Raw genomic sequence first — 18,112 nt, forward strand, 5'->3', positions numbered from 1 at the left:
CGTGGTCGCGCTGCGCGGACGAGACATCGATGCCTTCCTGGCCAAACCGGACGCCACTCGTCCGCTGATCCTGTTGTACGGTCCGGATACCGGCCTGGTTCGCGAGCGTGCCGAGGCCCTCATCGCTTCGGCCGTCGACAACCCCGATGATCCCTTCTCCGTGGTCAGGCTCGACGGTGACGAGCTCTCCGCGGAGCCATCGCGCCTCGTCGACGAAGCCATGACCGTGCCGCTGTTTGGCGGCCGCCGGGCCATCCGGGTGCGCGCTGGCTCGCGCAATTTCGCCAGCGGCGTCGAGACGCTCAGCGAGATGAACGTACGGGACTGCCGCATCGTGATCGAGGCCGGCGACATCCGCCCCGATTCGCCACTGCGCAAGATTTGCGAGAAGGCCAGAACGGCGGTGGCGATCGGCTGCTACCCGGACACCGAGCGCGATCTCGCCAAGCTGATCGACGACGAATTGCGCTTGGCCTCGCTGCGCATCTCTCCGGAGGCCCGCGCCTATCTGATGGCGCTGCTCGGCGGCGACCGCCAGGCCTCCCGCAACGAGCTGCGCAAGCTGACCCTGTTCGCCCACGGCGAAGGCGAGGTGACGCTCGACCATGTGATGGCCGTGGTCGCCGACGCCTCGGAGATGAAGCTCGATCCGATCGTTGACGGCGCCTTCGGCGGCAAGCCGGAAATGGTCGAGACCGAGTTCGGCAAGGCGATGATCGCGGGCACCTATCCCGGCGTCATCATCTCCGCCGCGCAGCGACATGCCGCATGGCTGCATAAATCGGCGCTCGCCGTCGCTTCCGGCACGCCAGTCTCGTCCATCCTCGAAGGCGGCTTCCCCCGGCTGCACTTCTCGCGCAAGCCGAGCGCCGAGACGGCGCTGCGCAATTTCTCCCCTGCCCGCCTGCTGCCGATCATCGACCAACTGGCGACAGCCGCGCTCGACATGCGCAAGCAGCCGGGATTGGCGGCAGCGATCGCGCAGCGGACGCTGCTGTCGATCGCGGTCGCGGCACGGCGGAAGGGGTGATGGTCAGTGCGCCGGCTCCCTGAATACGGCGTCGAGAACTTCAGCCCGAGTGGACCCGAGATCGCTCTCCAACCTCAGCCGTCATTCCGGGGCGCCCGAAGGGCGAGCCAGGAATCCATCGGGCTACAGGATCTGCCTTGAGATGGATTCCGGGTTCGTGCTGCGCACGCCCCGGAATGACGGAGGAGCGTTTCGAGATCACCAGAGGCAACCGTGACCAGGAAGCACTGGTCGTACCCGTCGCCTAATTAGTAGCTCGTCGTGCCCGGGCTTGACCCGGGCAGCCATCCTCTTGGAGAGAGTACTCTTAAAAGATGGATGGCCGGGTCAAGCCCGGCCATGACGAGATGGTGAGAGCGTCATAACAAAGCTGACGGGAGTTCGTAGGAAGTATCTCGACAACGGGACAGCAATTACGACATAACAGCCTAGCCCTGCTCCAGCCGGCGCATCACCTCGTCGAGCTGCTCGAGGCTGCGGTAGGTGATCTGCACCGTGCCGCCGGGGTCGCGGTGGCTGATCGACACCGAAAGGCCGAGTGCATCGCCGACGCGCTTCTCCAGCGCGATGGTGTCGGCGTCCTTCTTCTCCGCCGGCGCGCTGCCGCTGCTGCGCGGCTTCTGCGGCTTGCGCTCCGGCACGCCCTCCTCATGCGCCAGCGCCTCGGTCTGCCGGACGTTCAGCCCTTCCGCGATGATCTTCTTCGCCGCCGACATCGGATCCGGCAGGTTGATCAGCGCTCGCGCATGGCCGGCCGAGATCTGCCCGGTCGCGATGAAGCCCTGCACCTCGGCCGGCAGCTTGGTCAGCCGCATCATGTTGGCGACGTGACTGCGGCTCTTGCCGACGATCTTGGCGATGTCTTCCTGGTTGCGTTTGAACTCGTTGGCGAGCGCGTGATAGCCCTGCGCCTCCTCCATCGGATTGAGATCCTCGCGCTGCACGTTCTCGATGATCGCGAGCTCCAGCGCATCGCTGTCGCTGACATCGACCGGAACGATCGGCACCTCGTGCAGGCCGGCGGCCTGCGAGGCGCGCCAGCGCCGCTCGCCGGCGATGATCTCATAGCGGTCGTGCTGGCCCTTCACCGGACGCACCACGATCGGCTGGATCACGCCATGCTGCTTGATCGAGGCCGAGAGCTCGGCGAGCTCGCCGTCGGAAAACGTCTTACGCGGATTGCGCGGGTTCGGCTTGAGGAATTCGATCGGCACCTTGCGCTGATTGCGCGGCCGCTCCGGCGGCGCGCCGGCCTCGCGGCCGACGTCACCGATCAGACTTGCGAGACCCCGGCCCAATCGCGATCGCGACTCGTCGGCCATCGCCTTCTCCTTTGGATTCACGTCACGCTCCGCTTGCGTCTGCTGCCGATCGGGTCCCGCCGGCACAATGAACGAGGGAGCGGATTCATTTCGGAATCCGCTGCCGTCCTCGAATGAGATCCGGGCGACGAGGTCCCCCGGAGCAGAGGCAAAGTCAGTTCGTGCGCAGGTCACGCTCGCGCTGAATGACTTCGGTCGCGAGCTTGAGATAGGCCTCGCTGCCGACGCACTTCAAGTCGTAGACCAGCACCGGCTTGCCGTAGGACGGCGCTTCCGAGATGCGCACGTTGCGCGGGATCATCGTGTTGTAGACCTTCGATCCCATGAACTGGCGGACGTCGGCGACCACCTGGTTCGACAGGTTGTTGCGCGAGTCGAACATCGTCAGCACGATGCCGTGGATCGAGAGGTTCGGGTTCAAGGTCGAGCGCACCTGCTCCACGGTCTGCAACAGCTGCGACAGACCTTCGAGCGCGAAGAACTCGCACTGCAGCGGCACCAGGATCGCGTCGGACGCGGCCATCGCATTGACCGTCAGCAGGTTCAGCGACGGCGGACAATCGACCAGCACGTAGGTGTAGTCGTTCTCCGGCGAGACGTTGTTGTTGAGGCCGGCGATCGCATCGCGCAGACGGAAGGCGCGGTTGGCGGTGGAGCCGAGCTCGAGCTCGAGCCCCGACAGGTCCATCGTCGAGGAGGCGATGTGCAGCCGCGGCACGGCCGTCGCAACGACGGCGTCGCGCAGCGAGGCCTCGCCGATCAGCACGTCATAGGTCGAGCAGTTGCGGCTGCCACGGTCGATGCCGAGGCCGGTCGAGGCGTTGCCCTGCGGATCGAGATCGACGATCAGCACCCGCTCGCCGATCGCGGCCAGCGCCGTACCGAGGTTGATCGCGGTCGTGGTCTTGCCGACCCCGCCCTTCTGATTGGCGAGCGCCAGGATGCGCGGATGCCCCTCCGGGTGAGGAGCCCTATCTTCTTGATAAATCTGATCAATTACGGCCATGCGCGATCGCCATTGGTTGTCGTCTTGACGGAATTCAGCTCTGTCGCTCGATGCAATCGATTGCGACGATCCAGCCCTGCCCGCCCGTCCGGCTGGAGTGAAGTTTCGACTCAATTTTCCAATACTTAGTAGATTCGGTCAATTCCGCTTCTACATCTTGACCCTTGAGAAACAGCGCTCTCGCGCCTTTTTTCACCAGGGGCTCCGCAAAGCCGATGAGTTGATGTAGCGGAGCGAGCGCGCGTGCGGTCACGCAATCGACTCGCCCGCTCCACTTCTCCACGATATCCCCGATCTCTGACAAATGCACGGTCCCCGGAGCGCCGGTGACGCGAATTGCTTCGCGCAGGAAGGCGGCCTTCTTGGCGTTGCGCTCGACCAGATGGACCTGGGCACCATCCCGCTCGGCCAGGGCGCAGGCGAGGACGACGCCCGGGAAGCCGCCGCCGCTGCCGAGATCAATCCAGATCCGGGCGTCGGGCGCGAGGTCCAGGAGCTGAAGCGAGTCGGCGATGTGGCGGGTCCAGAGATGCGGCAAGGTCGACGGCGCGATCAAATTGGTCTTCGCCTGCCACTCCAGCAGCAGTGCGACGTAGCGATCGAGGCGATGCTCCGTTTCACGTGAAACCGGCGTCAAGGCGAGTGCTGTCGCCTTGTCCGATTCAATCGTCTTGGACGCCGTCATCGGCGATGCCTGTTTCACGTGAAACGCCTCAGCCGGTGGTCTTGCTAAGACGCGCTTCGCGGCGGAGATAGGCCGCAAGGATCCCGAGCGCCGCCGGCGTCATGCCATCGATCCGGCCGGCCTGCCCGATCGTCCACGGCCTGGCCGCCGTCAGCTTCGCTCGCGCCTCATTGGAGAGACCTGGGACGAGCGCATAGTCGACGTCACCGAGCACCAGGCTTTCGTCGCGCCGGAAGGCGTCGACGTCCTGGCTCTGCCGGCGGACATAGACATCATATTTGGCATCGATCTCGAGATGGACGACGATGGCGGGATCGATCGCGCCGAGCTCCGGCCAGATCGCCCTCACCTCGGAGAAACCGATCTCCGGATAGGCCATCAGCTCGAAGGCCGAGCGGCGCTGGCCATCCTTATTGAGCGTGAAGCCATGCTTCGCCGCCTCATTGGGCGTGATCGTCAGCGACCTCGCCATCGCGCGGGCAGTTTCCAACGCGCCCATCTTGCTTCGATGGAAACGCGCACGATCATTGCCGACACAGCCGAGCGCGATGCCCTTGTCGGTCAGCCGCTGGTCGGCATTGTCCGCCCGCAGCGTCAGCCGATACTCGGCGCGCGAGGTGAACATCCGATACGGCTCGGTGATCCCCCGCGTGACGAGGTCGTCGATCATCACCCCCAGATAGCCATCGGCGCGATCGAATACGACCGGCCCGCCGCCGCCCGCGGCCAGCGCGGCATTGAGGCCCGCGACCAGACCTTGAGCTGCGGCCTCCTCATATCCGGTCGTGCCGTTGATCTGGCCAGCGAGGAACAGACCCTTCATCCGCTTGGTCTGCAGGGTCGGCTCGAGCTCACGCGGATCGACGTGGTCGTACTCGATGGCATAGCCCGGCCGGATCATCCGGACCCGTTCGAGACCCGGGATGGTCGGCAGTAGCGCGAGCTGGACCTCCTCCGGCAGCGAGGTCGAGATGCCGTTCGGGTAGACCGTCGTATCGTCGAGCCCTTCGGGCTCCAGGAAAATCTGGTGGCCGTCGCGATCACCGAAGCGGACGATCTTGTCCTCGACCGAGGGACAGTAGCGCGGCCCGGTCGACTTGATCTGCCCGGAATACATCGGCGAGCGATGGACGTTGGCGCGGATCACCTCGTGGGTTGCAGTCGTCGTCCGGGTGATGCCGCATTGGATCTGCGGGGTGGTGATCCTCTCCGTCAGGACGGAGAACGGCTCCGGCGGATCGTCGCCGGGCTGCATCTCGACCGCGCTCCAGTCGATCGTGGATCCGTCCAGGCGCGGCGGTGTCCCCGTCTTGAGACGGCCGAGCCGAAATCCGATGGCTTCGAGCGACTGGGACAGCCCCAGCGCCGGCGCTTCGCCGACCCGGCCGGCCGGCCAGGTCCTCTCACCCAGGTGGATCAGACCACGCAGGAACGTGCCGGTCGTGATGACGACGGCGCCGCAGATGAAGGTCCGGCCGTCAGCCAACCGCACCCCTGCCGCCCGTCCGCCGGTAACGATCAGTTCGTCCGCCTCGCCTTCAATGACGGTGAGGTTTGGGGTCTCCCGGATCCCCGACTGCATCGCTGCGGCGTAGAGCTTGCGGTCGGCCTGGGCGCGTGGACCTCGAACGGCCGGTCCTTTCCGGCGATTCAGAACGCGAAACTGGATGCCGCCGGCGTCGGCGACGCGACCCATCAAGCCGTCGAGAGCGTCGACCTCGCGAACCAGATGTCCTTTTCCCAGTCCTCCGATGGCCGGATTGCAGGACATGGCCCCGATCGTCGCGAACTGATGGGTGATCAGCGCGGTTAGGGCGCCCATGCGCGCCGCGCCCGCCGCGGCTTCACAGCCGGCGTGGCCGCCACCGATGACGACGACGTCGTAGGATGTCAGATGCTGGATCATGGGGCTTATCTAACGCCTGCAGACAATGCTCGGAAGACGTTTCACGTGAAACATTCGCCGACGTCGAATCCTCGTTGTTTCACGTGAAACACGACCAGCGGTCCCATCGTGTTTCACGTGAAACATCCTGACGGCGTCCGCACATCCTGTTTCACGTGAAACAATTGACGATCGATTAACCAAGCAACGCTTCATTAAGTATATTCGACCCGGTTCGTGGGGCCGCGGCTACTTACCGATGCAGAACTCGCGAAAGATCACGTCGAGCAGGTCTTCGACATCCACTCGTCCCAAAAGACGCCCGAGCGCAAGCGAGGCGATCCGCAGCTCCTCCGCAGCAAGCTCCTCGCCCAGGTCGATCGCCGAGATGCTACGCTGAAGCGCAGCGGCGGTGTCGGCGAGCAGAGTCCGCTGCCGCTGCCGTGTGATCAGGCCGCTCTCAGTTGATCCAAAATAGTCCCGGGCAAAGCCAACCAGCGCATCCAGCAGCTCGACCAGCCCTGCCCCGCTTCGCGCGGAGATTTGAAAGACCGGGTTATCTCCGCTGGACGATGGACGACCCCCCTCCCGACCTCTGCTCAGATCGATCTTGTTACGAACGAGCCAGACGGGAGCCTCGCTTTGGCGCTCAACCTCGGCCTGCTCATCCTCCGACAGCCACAGCACCAGATCCGCCTGCGCCGCTCGGTCTCGCGCGCGCCGAACACCCTCCTGCTCGACCGGATCGTCCGTCTCGCGAATGCCCGCGGTGTCGATCACCGTCACTGGATAGCCGTCGAGATCGAGCTGAACCTCGATGAGATCGCGCGTGGTGCCGGCCTGCGGAGAGACGATCGCGACCTCGCGACGCGCAAGCTGGTTCATCAAGGTCGACTTGCCCGCGTTCGGCGGTCCGGCAATGACGACCGTCAGGCCGTCGCGCAGACGTTCGGCCCGGCCCTCGGCCGACAGCACCGACTCGATCTCGGTCAACAGCTGGCCGATCCGGGCGAGCGCCGGCGCCATCAGCTCGGTTGGCACGTCGCCTTCATCGGCAAAGTCGATCCCGGCCTCGATCAGCGCCGCCGCCTCGATGATCTGCTCACGCCAGCTCCGCGCCTTGTCGCCCAACAGGCCCTTCAGCTGCCGCAACGCCTGGCGCCGCTGGCGGTCCGTGTCGGCGTGGATGAGGTCGTCGAGACCTTCGGCCTCGGTCAGATCGATCTTGCCATTCTCGAACGCGCGCCGCGTAAACTCGCCCGGCTCAGCAGGGCGCATCTGCGGCATCGTCGACAGCACCGAGAACATTGTCGCCAGGACGGCTCGACTGCCGTGCACATGCAGCTCGGCAACATCTTCGCCGGTGGCGCTTGCGGGTCCGGGAAACCACAGCACGACGGCATCGTCGATCGGCTCGCCATTACCATCCCGCAGCAAGGCGCGCGTCGCCATCCTCGGCAGCGGCAGTTTCCCCGCAAGCATCTGAAGGGCGATGCCGGCGTGAGGCCCGGAGAGTCTGACGATCGCAATCGCACTCGGCAGGCGTCCGGAGGACAGCGCGAAGATGGTCTGGTCGTGAGGATGCATGATCCTCAGTTGGGCTCACCGGCAGCGAAAGACAATCGGTTTGCAGCGGCATGCTTTACGCCGGCGAACCATGGCGGGCGGATAAGCATCGAGGTCTTCACGCGGGGCGCAGCGACAAACACGTCAAACAAAAAGGGCGCTCCGGAGAGCGCCCTTTGCAGATTGAAGCAGTGCCTCGATCAGGTGTTCATCGACTCGAAGAACTCGGCATTGCTCTTGGTGCTGCGGAGCTTGTCGAGCAGGAAGTCGATCGCGTCCATGGTGCCCATCGGATTGAGGATGCGGCGGAGCACGTACATCTTCTTGAGGTTCTGCGGCTCGGTGATGAGCTCTTCCTTGCGGGTGCCGGAGCGGGCGATGTCGATCGCCGGGAAGGTCCGCTTGTCCGCGACCTTGCGGTCGAGGATGAGCTCGGAGTTGCCGGTGCCCTTGAACTCCTCGAAGATGACCTCGTCCATGCGGCTGCCGGTGTCGACCAGCGCGGTCGCGATGATCGTGAGCGAGCCGCCTTCCTCGATGTTGCGGGCGGCGCCGAAGAAGCGTTTCGGACGCTGCAGCGCGTTGGCGTCGACACCGCCGGTCAGCACCTTGCCGGAGGACGGCACGACGGTGTTGTAGGCGCGGCCAAGGCGGGTGATCGAGTCCAGGAGAATGACGACGTCGCGGCCGTGCTCGACGAGGCGCTTGGCCTTCTCGATCACCATCTCCGCGACCTGGACGTGACGGGCGGCCGGCTCGTCGAAGGTCGAGGACACGACCTCGCCCTTCACCGAGCGCTGCATGTCCGTGACTTCCTCGGGGCGCTCGTCGATCAGCAGCACGATCAGATAGCACTCGGGATGATTGGCGGTGATCGAGTGCGCGATGTTCTGCATCAGCACCGTCTTGCCGGTGCGCGGCGGCGCGACGATCAGCGCACGCTGGCCCTTGCCGATCGGCGCGACGATGTCGATGACGCGTGGCGACAGATCCTTGCGGGTCGGATCCTCGAGCTCGAGCCGGAAGCGCTCGTCCGGAAACAGTGGCGTAAGGTTGTCGAAATTGACCTTGTGCTTGGACTTCTCGGGATCCTCGAAGTTCAGTGTGTTGACCTTGAGCAGCGCGAAATAGCGTTCGCCTTCTTTCGGGCTGCGGATATGCCCTTCGATCGTGTCACCGGTGCGCAGGCCGAAGCGTCGGATCTGCGACGGCGAGACATAGATGTCGTCGGGACCGGGCAGGTAGTTCGCATCCGGCGAGCGCAGGAAGCCGAAGCCGTCGGAGAGCACCTCGACGACGCCCTCACCGATGATGTCGGTTTCCTGGATCGCGAGCTGCTTGAGGATGGCGAACATCAGCTCCTGCTTGCGCATCGTGCTGGCGTTCTCGACCCCGTTTTCCTCCGCGAAGGAGACGAGCTCGGCCGGCGTCTTTGACTTGAGGTCCTGTAGTTTGATTTCCCGCATTGGGGTGGTCCTGTGGAAGCGACTTGGGAGGGATGCGAGGTGGCTGTGGGAAGGCGGACGAAATGAGGTCCGCAGGTCTGAGCAAGGTTGGCGCCGATGAGGCACCAGACCTGATGCGGCGGCCGGTCAAGCCGGAACGCAACCACATCCGCCTGCGTGGGGTGGGATATCCATAATATAGAAAATCGCGCCGTCGTCTGCAAGGCATCTGCAGCGGAGCGGTATTCCCTGGGAAGCGGTCAGAACGGCTTGACGATGACGAGAATCACGATGCCGATCATCAGCACCGTTGGTACCTCATTGATATACCGGTAGAATTTCTGGCTTCGGGTGTTCTTGTCGGCGCCGAATTCTCTGACCCAGCGGGTGAACAGTCCATGGACCCCGGACATGATCAGGACCAGCAGAAATTTCGCATGAAACCAACCGCTGGTATACCAGTGACCGGCCCAGGCCAGATAGAGTCCGGCAAGCCACGTCACGGTGATCGCCGGATTGATGATCGCCTTGAGCAGGCGCCGTTCCATGACCTTGAACGTCTCGGATTGCTTCGAACCGATCTCGGCGTCGCAATGATAGACGAACAGCCGCGGCAGATACAGCATGCCGGCCATCCACGCGATGACAGCGATGACGTGAAGGGCCTTGATCCACTCATACATCGGAAACGCGTGATCCTCTCGGCTGGCGATCAGCTTGCGTGTCGAGACATATCCGCTCGCTCAGTCCCCTCCAAACCAAATAATTTTAGAATCTTAAGGTTTGAGTCTAGGTAGCGGTGGATTGGACTCATGCAATGTCATCCGCAGTCTGCCCGCAGCTTGTTCACATCCCTCAACATGCGAGCTGCGCACGCCGGATCGCCCCAGAGTCTGATGTGATTCAGACGCTTGTCGAAATCCTTCGACAGCTTATCCAGAGACAAATGGGCCTCGTCCCGATATCATCGCGCTGCTGCCTGACGTTGTCCCGGACGGCGACCATGTGCAGAACAATCGGGGTTATACAAAGGGAGCGGTCCGAGGCGACTTTTTGGCCCCATCCTTCACAGGGATTCACAGATCGTTAAGGATTTGATGCCCACCACCGGCAACTACTTTCACCTCCATCTGGTTTCCGATTCGACGGGCGAAACCCTGATCACGGTCGCGCGTGCGGTCGCCGCGCAATACACCAACGTGACCCCGGTCGAGCACGTGTACCCGCTGGTGCGGAGCCAGAAGCAGCTCGACCGCGTGCTCGACGAGATCGAGGAAGCGCCGGGCATCGTGCTGTTCACGCTGCTCGAGAAGGATCTGGTCAGCCGGCTCGAAGCCAAGTGCCAGCAGATCAACATCCCGAGCCTGTCGATCATCGGTCCGGTGATGCAGCTGTTCGAGGCCTATCTCGGCGCATCGACCGCCGGCCGCGTCGGTGCGCAGCACGTGCTCAATGCCGAATATTTCGCCCGCATCGATGCGCTGAACTACACGATGCTCCACGATGACGGGCAGATGGTCGACGGCCTCGAAGACGCCGAAGTGGTGCTGGTCGGCGTCAGCCGGACGTCGAAGACTCCGACCTCGATCTATCTCGCCAACCGCGGCGTGCGCACCGCCAACGTGCCGCTGGTCCCGGGCATTCCGATCCCGCATCAGCTCGAGACATTGAAGAAGCCGCTGGTGGTCAGCCTGCATGCGACCCCGGAGCGGCTGATCCAGGTGCGGCAGAATCGCCTGCTCAGCATGGGTGCGGAATCCGGCAATGAGAACTATGTCGACAAGCAGTCGGTGACGGACGAGGTCGCCTATGCACGCAAGCTGAGTGCGAAGTTCAACTGGGTCATGCTCGACGTGACGCGGCGCTCGATCGAGGAGACGGCCGCCGCGATCCTGAAACTCTATACCGACCGGCAGCGGCAGCGGCTTCCGGACTAGTGAGCGGATCAATGTCCATCTGGTGCAGTGACGAGCCTCTCATTCTGGCATCGCAGAGCCGCGCGCGGCGGATGCTGCTCGCGAACGCAGGACTCGCGTGCGAGGCGCTTCCCGCCGATATCGACGAACGCGCGGTGCAGGCCGAAGCCGGCCTGGTCGCGCCCTACGAGATTGCGTTGCACCTTGCCAACGCGAAGGCCGCAGCGGTCTCGGCAAACAGGCCCAATTCATATGTGGTGGGCGCGGATCAGACGCTGGCATTGGGTGAGCGCATGTTCAACAAGCCGGCCGACCGCCAGCATGCCATGCAGCAACTGTTGGCGCTGGGCGGACGCACCCATGCGCTGCACTCGGCCATCGCCGTGGTCCGCAATGGCGAGGTGCTGTTCTCGCACGTCGCCGTCGCCTGGATGACGATGCGTGCCCTCGCCGAAACCGAGATCGCAGCCTATCTCGATGCCGCCGGCGAAACCGTTACATCCAGCGTCGGCGCCTACCAGCTGGAAGGGCTCGGCGTGCACCTGTTCGACCGCATCGACGGCGATCACTTCACCATCCTCGGCCTGCCGCTGTTGCCGCTGCTCGCCTATTTTCGCGAAGCGAAGCTGCTCAGGATCTGAGGCCGACCGCAGCCACGCGCAAGGGGGAGTGACCGCGGATGAGAGTGCTGGGTCTGACCGGCTCGATGGGCATGGGCAAGTCGACGACCGCAAAGCTGTTCGCCGAAGCCGGCGTCCCGGTCTATGACGCCGACGCGACCGTTCATAAGGTCTATGAGGGCGAAGCCGCGCCGGCGATCGAAGCCGAATTTCCTGGGACCACGGTGGACGGCAAGGTGGATCGGGCCAGGCTCTCCGCCAAGGTCGTCGGCGATCCCGACGCGATCCGCAGGCTCGAAGCGATCGTGCACCCGATGCTGCGCTCCTATCATCAGAAGTTTCTCGACGACGCCGAGCAGTCCGGCGTGCCCGTTGCCGTCGTCGATGTCCCCTTGCTGTTCGAGACCGGCGGCGACAAGCGCGTCGATGCCGTGGTGGTGGTGTCGACCGCGCCCGAGATCCAGCGTCAGCGCATTCTGGCGCGCGGCACGATGACGGAAGAAGCGCTCGATGCGCTGCTCGCACGGCAGATGCCGGATGCCGAGAAGCGCAAGCGCGCCGATTTCGTCGTGGATACCTCGCACGGGCTCGATCCGGTGCGGGCACGCATCCGCGACATCCTGGCGGAGGTCGTTAGAATGCCGCAGCGCCGGGGCTGATTCGCGAACGCCGGCCGCGCGGAATTCGACGGATCAAATCAGATGCGTGAGATCGTTCTCGACACCGAAACCACCGGCCTCGACGCCCTGCGCGGCGACCGCCTGGTCGAGATCGGCTGCGTCGAGATCATCAACCGCATGCCCACCGGCCAAGTCTACCACCGCTACATCAATCCCGAACGTGACATGCCGGCGGAGGCGTTCGCGGTTCACGGACTGTCGAGCGAGTTCCTCGCGGACAAGCCGCTGTTTCACGAGATCGTGGAGGAGTTCCTGGAATTCATCGGCGATGCCCCGCTGGTGATCCACAACGCCTCGTTCGACATCGGCTTCATCAATGCCGAGCTCGACCGGGTCAAGCGCGCGGCCATTCCGAGGGACCGTCTGGTCGACACTCTGCTGCTGGCACGTCGCAAGCATCCCGGCGTGTCGAACCGCCTCGACGACCTGTGCTCGCGCTATGCGATCGACAACTCACGCCGCACCAAGCACGGCGCGTTGCTCGACGCCGAGCTGCTGGCGGAGGTCTATGTCGATCTGGTCGGGGCGCGGCAGTCGCAGCTGATCCTGACCCAGGACAGCCAGGAGATCCGCATCGGATCTGCCGGCGAGACGCCGCGCCGTCAGCGCGAGCAGCCGCTGTTGCCGCGGGTCACGGATGCGGAGCGAGAGGCGCATCGCGCCTTCATCGCCACGCTCGGCGACAAGCCGATCTGGACGGAGTTTCTCGCCGGCACGTGATCCGCCTGATCGGCAGCGGATCACGCCCGGCAAACATCAATCGTAAGCAGAACCGGATCAGCTCGACAGCACCTGGCCGCCCTGGGCCGCCGCCTGGCGCTCCATGTTCTGGCGGTACAGGCCGACGAAATCGACCGGGTCCAGCATCAGCGGCGGGAAGCCGCCGTCGCGCACCGAATTGGCGACGATCTCGCGGGCGAACGGGAACAGCAGGCGCGGGCATTCGATCAGCAGCATCGGCGACAGGTTCTCGCGCGGAATGTTGACCAGCCGGAACACGCCGCCATAGACCAGCTCGAAGCTGAACATCACCTGGCTGCCGCTCTCGGCCTTGCCCTCGATCGTCAGCGTCACCTCGTATTCGGTGTCATTCAGAGCATTGGCGCCGACATTGATCTGGATGTTGATCTGCGGCGGCTGGCCCTGCGGCGCCAGGGACTGCGGAGCGTTCGGATTCTCGAACGAGAGATCCTTGATGTATTGCGCTAGCACGTTCAGTTGAGGAGGAGGAGCCGCCTCGGGAGTGGCGCCGTTACCGTTGGTCATCGCAGTGTTCTCCAGGCAAAAAGGGCGGGTCGTTGCGGCGCGTGGCTACCATAGGGCCGGCTTGTTCCACAAGGACGAGGCACGGACGCCGCAAAAGGCCGAGGCAGAGGGTTGATCCGGCCGGCATGCCTCTATTTGTCGCATCGCCCCGGGGGCGGAACCAGCGACCGTCTACTCTGTTCCAATCCAAGGTCGATCGGATTTCCCCTTGAGAGGGAAAAGGGTTAGGATCACCGGGCCACAATGTGCCATTGGCCGGGCCCAATTCGATGACTACATCCGGGTCGACCGAGGGATTCACGGGTCTTTACCCGGATCCTGTAGAACGGGTGCCCGGTGGCCGGGCTCCGCGTTCGGCTCGACAAGTCAGAAAGCGAACACGAAGTGGACATTTATACCATCATCTTCCTGGCGCTGGCGGTCTTCATCTTCATCCGCCTGCGCGCCGTGCTCGGGCAGCGCACCGGGAGCGAGCGGCCGTTCGATCACGCCGCCCGAAACGCGGTCCAGGGCGCGCCGGACAACCACGTCATGCCGGTTCCCAACAAGCCCATCGATCCCTCGGCTGCGGTCCCCGGCGGCGAGATGCCGGCGCCGGGCGATCGCTGGCGTGGCCTGGCCGAGCCGGGCACACCGCTCGCCCGTGGCCTCGACGCGATCGTCGCCGACGACTCGTCGTTCGATCCGCGCCATTTCCTGACCGGCGCGCGCAGTGCCTACGAGATGATCGTGCTGGCGTTCGCCAATGGCGATCGCCGCGCATTGCGCGACCTGTTGTCGTCCGAGGTCTATGAGAGTTTCGACGCCGTCATCAAGGAGCGCGAGAAGCAGGAGCAGAAGACCGAAACCCGCTTCGTCTCCATCGATACCGCCGAACTGGTCGGTGCCGAGCTGCGCGACCGCACCGCGCAGGTGACGGTGCGCTTCGTCTCGCAAATGATCTCGGTGACACGCGACAAGGGGGGCAACATCGTCGACGGCAATCCGGACAAGGTGGCCGACATCACCGACATCTGGACTTTCGCCCGCGATACCGGCTCGCGCGATCCCAATTGGAAGCTGGTCGGCACCGGCAGCCATTGATGGAATAGGTTGCCGCCGCCGGCGTTACATCGGGAGATCGCCCGCTCTCGATGTCGACCCAGTTCTGCAAGGAGGACGACGAGCTCCATCCTCGGCTTTTTGACCCGGATCTTTTCAGCATCCCGTTTTCTCTGAATTTCGCGTTGAGTGGTACTTTGATGGTGCAAGCATGGTTCGCGAAATTTGGAAGCGGGGTTTCACCGCTCATCGCCTGAAATACTGGACGCCGGCGCTCGCCCTGAGCGTCGCCGCCGTGGCGCTCGCCCCTTATGCGGCCGAGGCGGTGCGCTCGCGCCACCGGGCGGCGGCGCCCCCGGTGCGCCACCTGCCCTACCCGCAACTCGACTGGCCGCTCGAGATCAGCAACAGCCAGTACCTGCCATTGGCCTGGAACGACGTGCCCGGCTGGAACGACGACGACCAGCTTGCGGCCTATCGGACGTTCCGCGCCAGCTGCAAGCCGATCGCCGCAAAGACGGATGCAGCGCCGGATGCCAAGGCGGATGGCAAGCCGCTGGGTGATTCCCTGCGCGACCCCTGTCGCGACGCTCGGGCCACCGATCTCGCCGACAATGCTGCGGCAAGGGCTTTCTTCGAACGGCACTTCGAGCCGCTGAAGATCTCCAAGCTCGGCGATGTCGATGGCTTCGTCACCGGCTACTACGAACCCGTCATCGAGGGCTCGCGGACCCAGAACGAGGTCTACAACGTTCCGGTCTATCGTCGCCCCTCCAATCTGTTCGTCCGTGGCTTCAAGCAGGACGCGACGAGTCTGCCCAACAAGGGTCCCGTCTATCGGAAGATCGGACGGCGCAAGCTGGTCCCCTATTACGACCGCGCGGAGATCGAGGACGGCGCCATCGAGGGCCGCGGCCTGGAGATCGCGTGGCTCAGGAATCAGACTGACCTGCTGTTTGCCCAGATCCAGGGATCGGCGCGCATCAGTCTCGACGACGGCTCGACCATCCGCATCAACTACGATGCCTATAATGGCCTTCCCTACACACCGGTCGGCCGCATCCTGATCGAGCGCGGCATCATTCCGCGCGAGCAGATGTCGATGCAGCGTATCCGCGACTGGATGGAGCAGAATCCGGAAGGTGCCAACGAGCTGCGGCGGATGAACCGCTCCTACATCTTCTTCCGCGAGGTGCAGCTGTCGGAGAAGGACGAGGCGGTCGGCGCGCAGGGCATCCCGCTGACGCCCGGCCGTTCGATCGCGGTCGACAAGTCGCTGCACGTCTATGGCACGCCGTTCTTCATCACCGGCGAGCTGCCGATCGAATCCGAGAAGTCGAAGACCGCGTTCCACCGGCTGATGATTGCGCAGGATACAGGCTCGGCGATCGTCGGACCTGCGCGCGCCGATCTCTATTTCGGCGCCGGCCAGGACGCCGGCAAGGTCTCCGGCCGTCTCAAGCACAGCATCCAGTTCGTGATGCTGGTGCCGAAGAGCCTCGATCCGGTCGCGCGTGGCCGCAAGATGCCGCTGCCGGATGCACGCCCGTCGGAGAAGATCGCAAAACTGTTTCCGCAGGTGCTGCCGAAGGAGGCCGCCAAAGCCGCCGCCTCCTCGGTCAACGATGCGAAGGCCCCTGCTTCCGCCGCGAGCGCAATCCCGGCGACCACGGTGGCGCAGAACGTTGTGGCGCCGCAGCCCGTGCCCCTGCCCGAGGCCCGCCCCCGTATCGAAAGTGATCGCAATATCCGCCGATTGCGTTATGGCAGGCGCCATCGCAACCGCCGATGACAAGCCGTCTCCATGTCTGAAGATCCCGAGCCGCCGCGCGGCCGTCGCAAGCGTGGCCTCTCCGAGGACGAGCGCACCCTGTGGGAGACGGTGGCGCGCCAGGTCAAGCCGCTGCGCAAGACGCACCGTCCGGTGCGGCCGCATCCGCCGATGGTGACGGCCGAGCCGCAGCCGGACAAGCCGATGATGACACCGCGGCCGGTCGCGCCGGTGGTCGTGCCCAAGCCGGCCCGGCCGGCGATCCCGCCGCTGGTCTCGCTCGGCCGCAAGGAGCGGTCGAAGCTGTCGCGCGGCCGCAGCGAGATCGATGCGCGGCTCGATCTGCACGGCATGACCCAGAGTCGGGCGCATCAGGCGCTGCATCATTTCCTGCATCGCGCCCAGCATGACGGTCTCACCTTCGTGCTGGTCATCACCGGCAAGGGCACCATCGGGGCGGATCCCGAACGCGGCGTGCTCCGGCGGCAGGTGCCGCATTGGCTTAGCCTGCCGGAATTCCGCTCGCTCATCGTCGGCTTCGAGGAGGCTCATGTCGGCCATGGCGGCGCCGGCGCGCTCTATGTCCGGATCAGGCGCGCCCGCGGCTGAGCGTCAGAACGGGCGGATGATCCCGATCCGCGGTACGGCGGTGACGATCCAGCCCAGGATCGTCGTCATGCGGTCGTCGGCGTCGATCGGAGTGATCGGCTTGGTCGCAGGAAGCGTCTTCAGCGCGTGCAGCATCAGTACCATGCAGACCACCCAGCTCGAGATCCAGCGCGAATAGTCGAACACCATGGCGAACATGACGAGGTAAGCGGAGCTGATGACGATCAGCGCGGCGATGACGATCTGGCGATGGCGCTTGTCAGCCAAGGCGCCGATGAGATCCTTGAGATTCCGCCACAGCGGCGCGTGCAGCCACAGCAGCAGCGCATAGATGGGCAGACCCAGCAGGTTCGACGGCAGCCGCGCCCAGGTCTCCTGCACCTCCTTGGCGAGCGGCTGATACCAGACATAGGCGAACTGCAAGAGCTCGGTGCGCGACGGATCGACCATGCGCGAGCGCAAGTAGGACGCGAAGTCGGCCTCGGGCAGCGGCATGGTGCCGAGGAATTGCGCCGCGAGGAACAGCGCGCCGAGGCCGAGCAGCGCGCTAGCGCCGACTGCAATATCCAGGCGAGTGAGGGGACGTGTCAGGTAGTAGCGCAGCACGACGATCGCGGTGATGGTCGGCACGTACATCAGCAGATGGATGTGATGAATCAGCACGAGCAGGGCCGAGATCAATGCCGCAAGCAGCACGTAGGCCAGCGTGCGCGCCGGCACCAGCAGCAGGACGATCGCGCCGAGACAGCCATAGATGTCGAAATGGCCGAGCGTGAACAGGAAGTTCTTGAACACGAACGGCGAGCAGGCGGTGAAGATGAACAACGGCAGCCGTGCGCGATCGAAGCCGAACGTGCGGCGGAAGAGCTGCGCGAACAGTGCGAAGGTGATGAGCCAGACGCAACCGGCCAGCGCGAACACCAGCCAGACCGGCACCTTCGCGGCGAACAGGCCGACCATGGCACCGATCAGCGCGCGCTTGATGAAGCCGAAGTGATAGTCGACCAGCAGATGGATGTACGGAATATAGGGCGGCAGCGTGAGCTTGTGCAGGAAGACGCCGAGCATCACGGCGGCGTTGACGGCGAGCATCAGGCGCCAGTGTTTGCTGGAGGCGGCGGTCATGCGGCGTCCGAGCGGTGATAGATGGCGACGAGGTCGTCGCCCCGTCCACCACTGTCGTCCCGGCCTTGAGCCGGGACCCATAGCCGCCGCCGTTCGTGGTGAGGCAAGGCTGGAGCCGCCATCGTGAGTCACAATCAGCTTTGGT

17 protein-coding genes are annotated in these 18,112 nt (G+C 64.4%); 8 read left to right on the forward strand and 9 right to left on the reverse strand.

Annotation, left to right across the window (positions count from 1 at the left end; translation table 11 throughout):
• The first annotated feature begins 1 nt into the window (after position 1).
• Positions 2-1,030: a DNA polymerase III subunit delta gene (gene holA / locus ACQR03_RS14515; RefSeq protein ID WP_315750509.1), complete on the forward strand. Its 1,029-nt coding sequence runs from the start codon at positions 2-4 to the stop codon at positions 1,028-1,030.
• Between the two features lie 428 nt (positions 1,031-1,458).
• On the opposite strand, the gene ACQR03_RS14520 is transcribed toward holA, so the two are convergent.
• The 7 genes from ACQR03_RS14520 to hemJ all read right to left on the reverse strand — a co-directional run bounded on the left by ACQR03_RS14520 (position 1,459) and on the right by hemJ (position 9,622).
• Positions 1,459-2,352: a ParB/RepB/Spo0J family partition protein gene (locus ACQR03_RS14520; protein WP_315716956.1), complete on the reverse strand. Its 894-nt coding sequence runs from the start codon at positions 2,350-2,352 to the stop codon at positions 1,459-1,461.
• Between the two features lie 154 nt (positions 2,353-2,506).
• Complete coding sequence (locus ACQR03_RS14525; RefSeq protein WP_315716805.1) at positions 2,507-3,358, reverse strand: ParA family protein; 852 nt, start codon at positions 3,356-3,358, stop codon at positions 2,507-2,509.
• 34 nt (positions 3,359-3,392) lie between these two features.
• Positions 3,393-4,043: a 16S rRNA (guanine(527)-N(7))-methyltransferase RsmG gene (rsmG, locus tag ACQR03_RS14530; protein WP_434841505.1), complete on the reverse strand. Its 651-nt coding sequence runs from the start codon at positions 4,041-4,043 to the stop codon at positions 3,393-3,395.
• 28 nt (positions 4,044-4,071) lie between these two features.
• Positions 4,072-5,949, reverse strand: coding sequence for a tRNA uridine-5-carboxymethylaminomethyl(34) synthesis enzyme MnmG (gene mnmG, locus ACQR03_RS14535; protein WP_434841491.1), 1,878 nt, complete (start codon positions 5,947-5,949; stop codon positions 4,072-4,074).
• Between the two features lie 228 nt (positions 5,950-6,177).
• Positions 6,178-7,515, reverse strand: coding sequence for a tRNA uridine-5-carboxymethylaminomethyl(34) synthesis GTPase MnmE (mnmE, locus tag ACQR03_RS14540; protein ID WP_434841492.1), 1,338 nt, complete (start codon positions 7,513-7,515; stop codon positions 6,178-6,180).
• A gap of 179 nt (positions 7,516-7,694) precedes the next feature.
• Positions 7,695-8,960 carry a transcription termination factor Rho gene (gene rho, locus ACQR03_RS14545; RefSeq protein WP_008965552.1) on the reverse strand — a complete coding sequence of 422 codons (1,266 nt, stop codon included), beginning with the start codon at positions 8,958-8,960 and terminating at the stop codon, positions 7,695-7,697.
• 239 nt (positions 8,961-9,199) lie between these two features.
• Positions 9,200-9,622 (reverse strand): protoporphyrinogen oxidase HemJ, encoded by a 423-nt coding sequence (gene hemJ / locus ACQR03_RS14550; protein ID WP_315716802.1) that lies wholly within the window; start codon positions 9,620-9,622, stop codon positions 9,200-9,202.
• A 414-nt stretch (positions 9,623-10,036) separates the two neighbouring features.
• Here hemJ and ACQR03_RS14555 point away from each other — a divergent pair, with 414 nt between their 5' ends.
• Genes ACQR03_RS14555 through dnaQ form a run of 4 tightly spaced genes read left to right on the forward strand, consistent with a single transcriptional unit; the run spans position 10,037 to position 12,875 of the window.
• On the forward strand, positions 10,037-10,876 hold the full coding sequence (locus tag ACQR03_RS14555) for a pyruvate, water dikinase regulatory protein (RefSeq protein WP_315716801.1): 840 nt from the start codon (positions 10,037-10,039) through the stop codon (positions 10,874-10,876).
• An 11-nt stretch (positions 10,877-10,887) separates the two neighbouring features.
• Positions 10,888-11,496, forward strand: a complete 609-nt coding sequence (locus ACQR03_RS14560) for a Maf family protein (RefSeq protein ID WP_315750513.1) — start codon at positions 10,888-10,890, stop codon at positions 11,494-11,496.
• A gap of 38 nt (positions 11,497-11,534) precedes the next feature.
• Positions 11,535-12,134 (forward strand): dephospho-CoA kinase, encoded by a 600-nt coding sequence (gene coaE / locus ACQR03_RS14565; RefSeq protein ID WP_315716799.1) that lies wholly within the window; start codon positions 11,535-11,537, stop codon positions 12,132-12,134.
• 42 nt (positions 12,135-12,176) lie between these two features.
• Positions 12,177-12,875, forward strand: a complete 699-nt coding sequence (gene dnaQ, locus ACQR03_RS14570; RefSeq protein WP_315716798.1) for a DNA polymerase III subunit epsilon — start codon at positions 12,177-12,179, stop codon at positions 12,873-12,875.
• 57 nt (positions 12,876-12,932) lie between these two features.
• Here dnaQ and secB read toward each other — a convergent pair whose 3' ends face one another.
• Positions 12,933-13,421, reverse strand: a complete 489-nt coding sequence (gene secB, locus ACQR03_RS14575) for a protein-export chaperone SecB (protein WP_315716797.1) — start codon at positions 13,419-13,421, stop codon at positions 12,933-12,935.
• A 384-nt stretch (positions 13,422-13,805) separates the two neighbouring features.
• On the opposite strand from secB, the gene ACQR03_RS14580 reads away from it, so the two are divergent.
• The 3 genes from ACQR03_RS14580 (at position 13,806) to ACQR03_RS14590 (ending at position 16,842) form a co-directional block, all read left to right on the forward strand.
• The gene (locus ACQR03_RS14580) at positions 13,806-14,504 is read left to right on the forward strand and encodes a Tim44/TimA family putative adaptor protein (protein ID WP_315750514.1); all 699 of its coding nucleotides are present in this window, start codon (positions 13,806-13,808) and stop codon (positions 14,502-14,504) included.
• 169 nt (positions 14,505-14,673) lie between these two features.
• Positions 14,674-16,254, forward strand: a complete 1,581-nt coding sequence (gene mltA, locus ACQR03_RS14585) for a murein transglycosylase A (protein ID WP_434841493.1) — start codon at positions 14,674-14,676, stop codon at positions 16,252-16,254.
• Positions 16,255-16,266: 12 nt separating this feature from the next.
• Positions 16,267-16,842 (forward strand): Smr/MutS family protein, encoded by a 576-nt coding sequence (locus tag ACQR03_RS14590; protein WP_315716794.1) that lies wholly within the window; start codon positions 16,267-16,269, stop codon positions 16,840-16,842.
• A gap of 3 nt (positions 16,843-16,845) precedes the next feature.
• Here ACQR03_RS14590 and ACQR03_RS14595 read toward each other — a convergent pair whose 3' ends face one another.
• Entirely contained in the window at positions 16,846-17,967 is a 1,122-nt protein-coding gene (locus ACQR03_RS14595; RefSeq protein ID WP_316166410.1) for a hypothetical protein, read from the reverse strand.
• Between the last annotated feature and the right edge of the window lie 145 nt (positions 17,968-18,112).

It is taken from the genome of Bradyrhizobium sp. HKCCYLS3070, from assembly GCF_051167575.1.
Classification (GTDB): domain Bacteria; phylum Pseudomonadota; class Alphaproteobacteria; order Rhizobiales; family Xanthobacteraceae; genus Bradyrhizobium.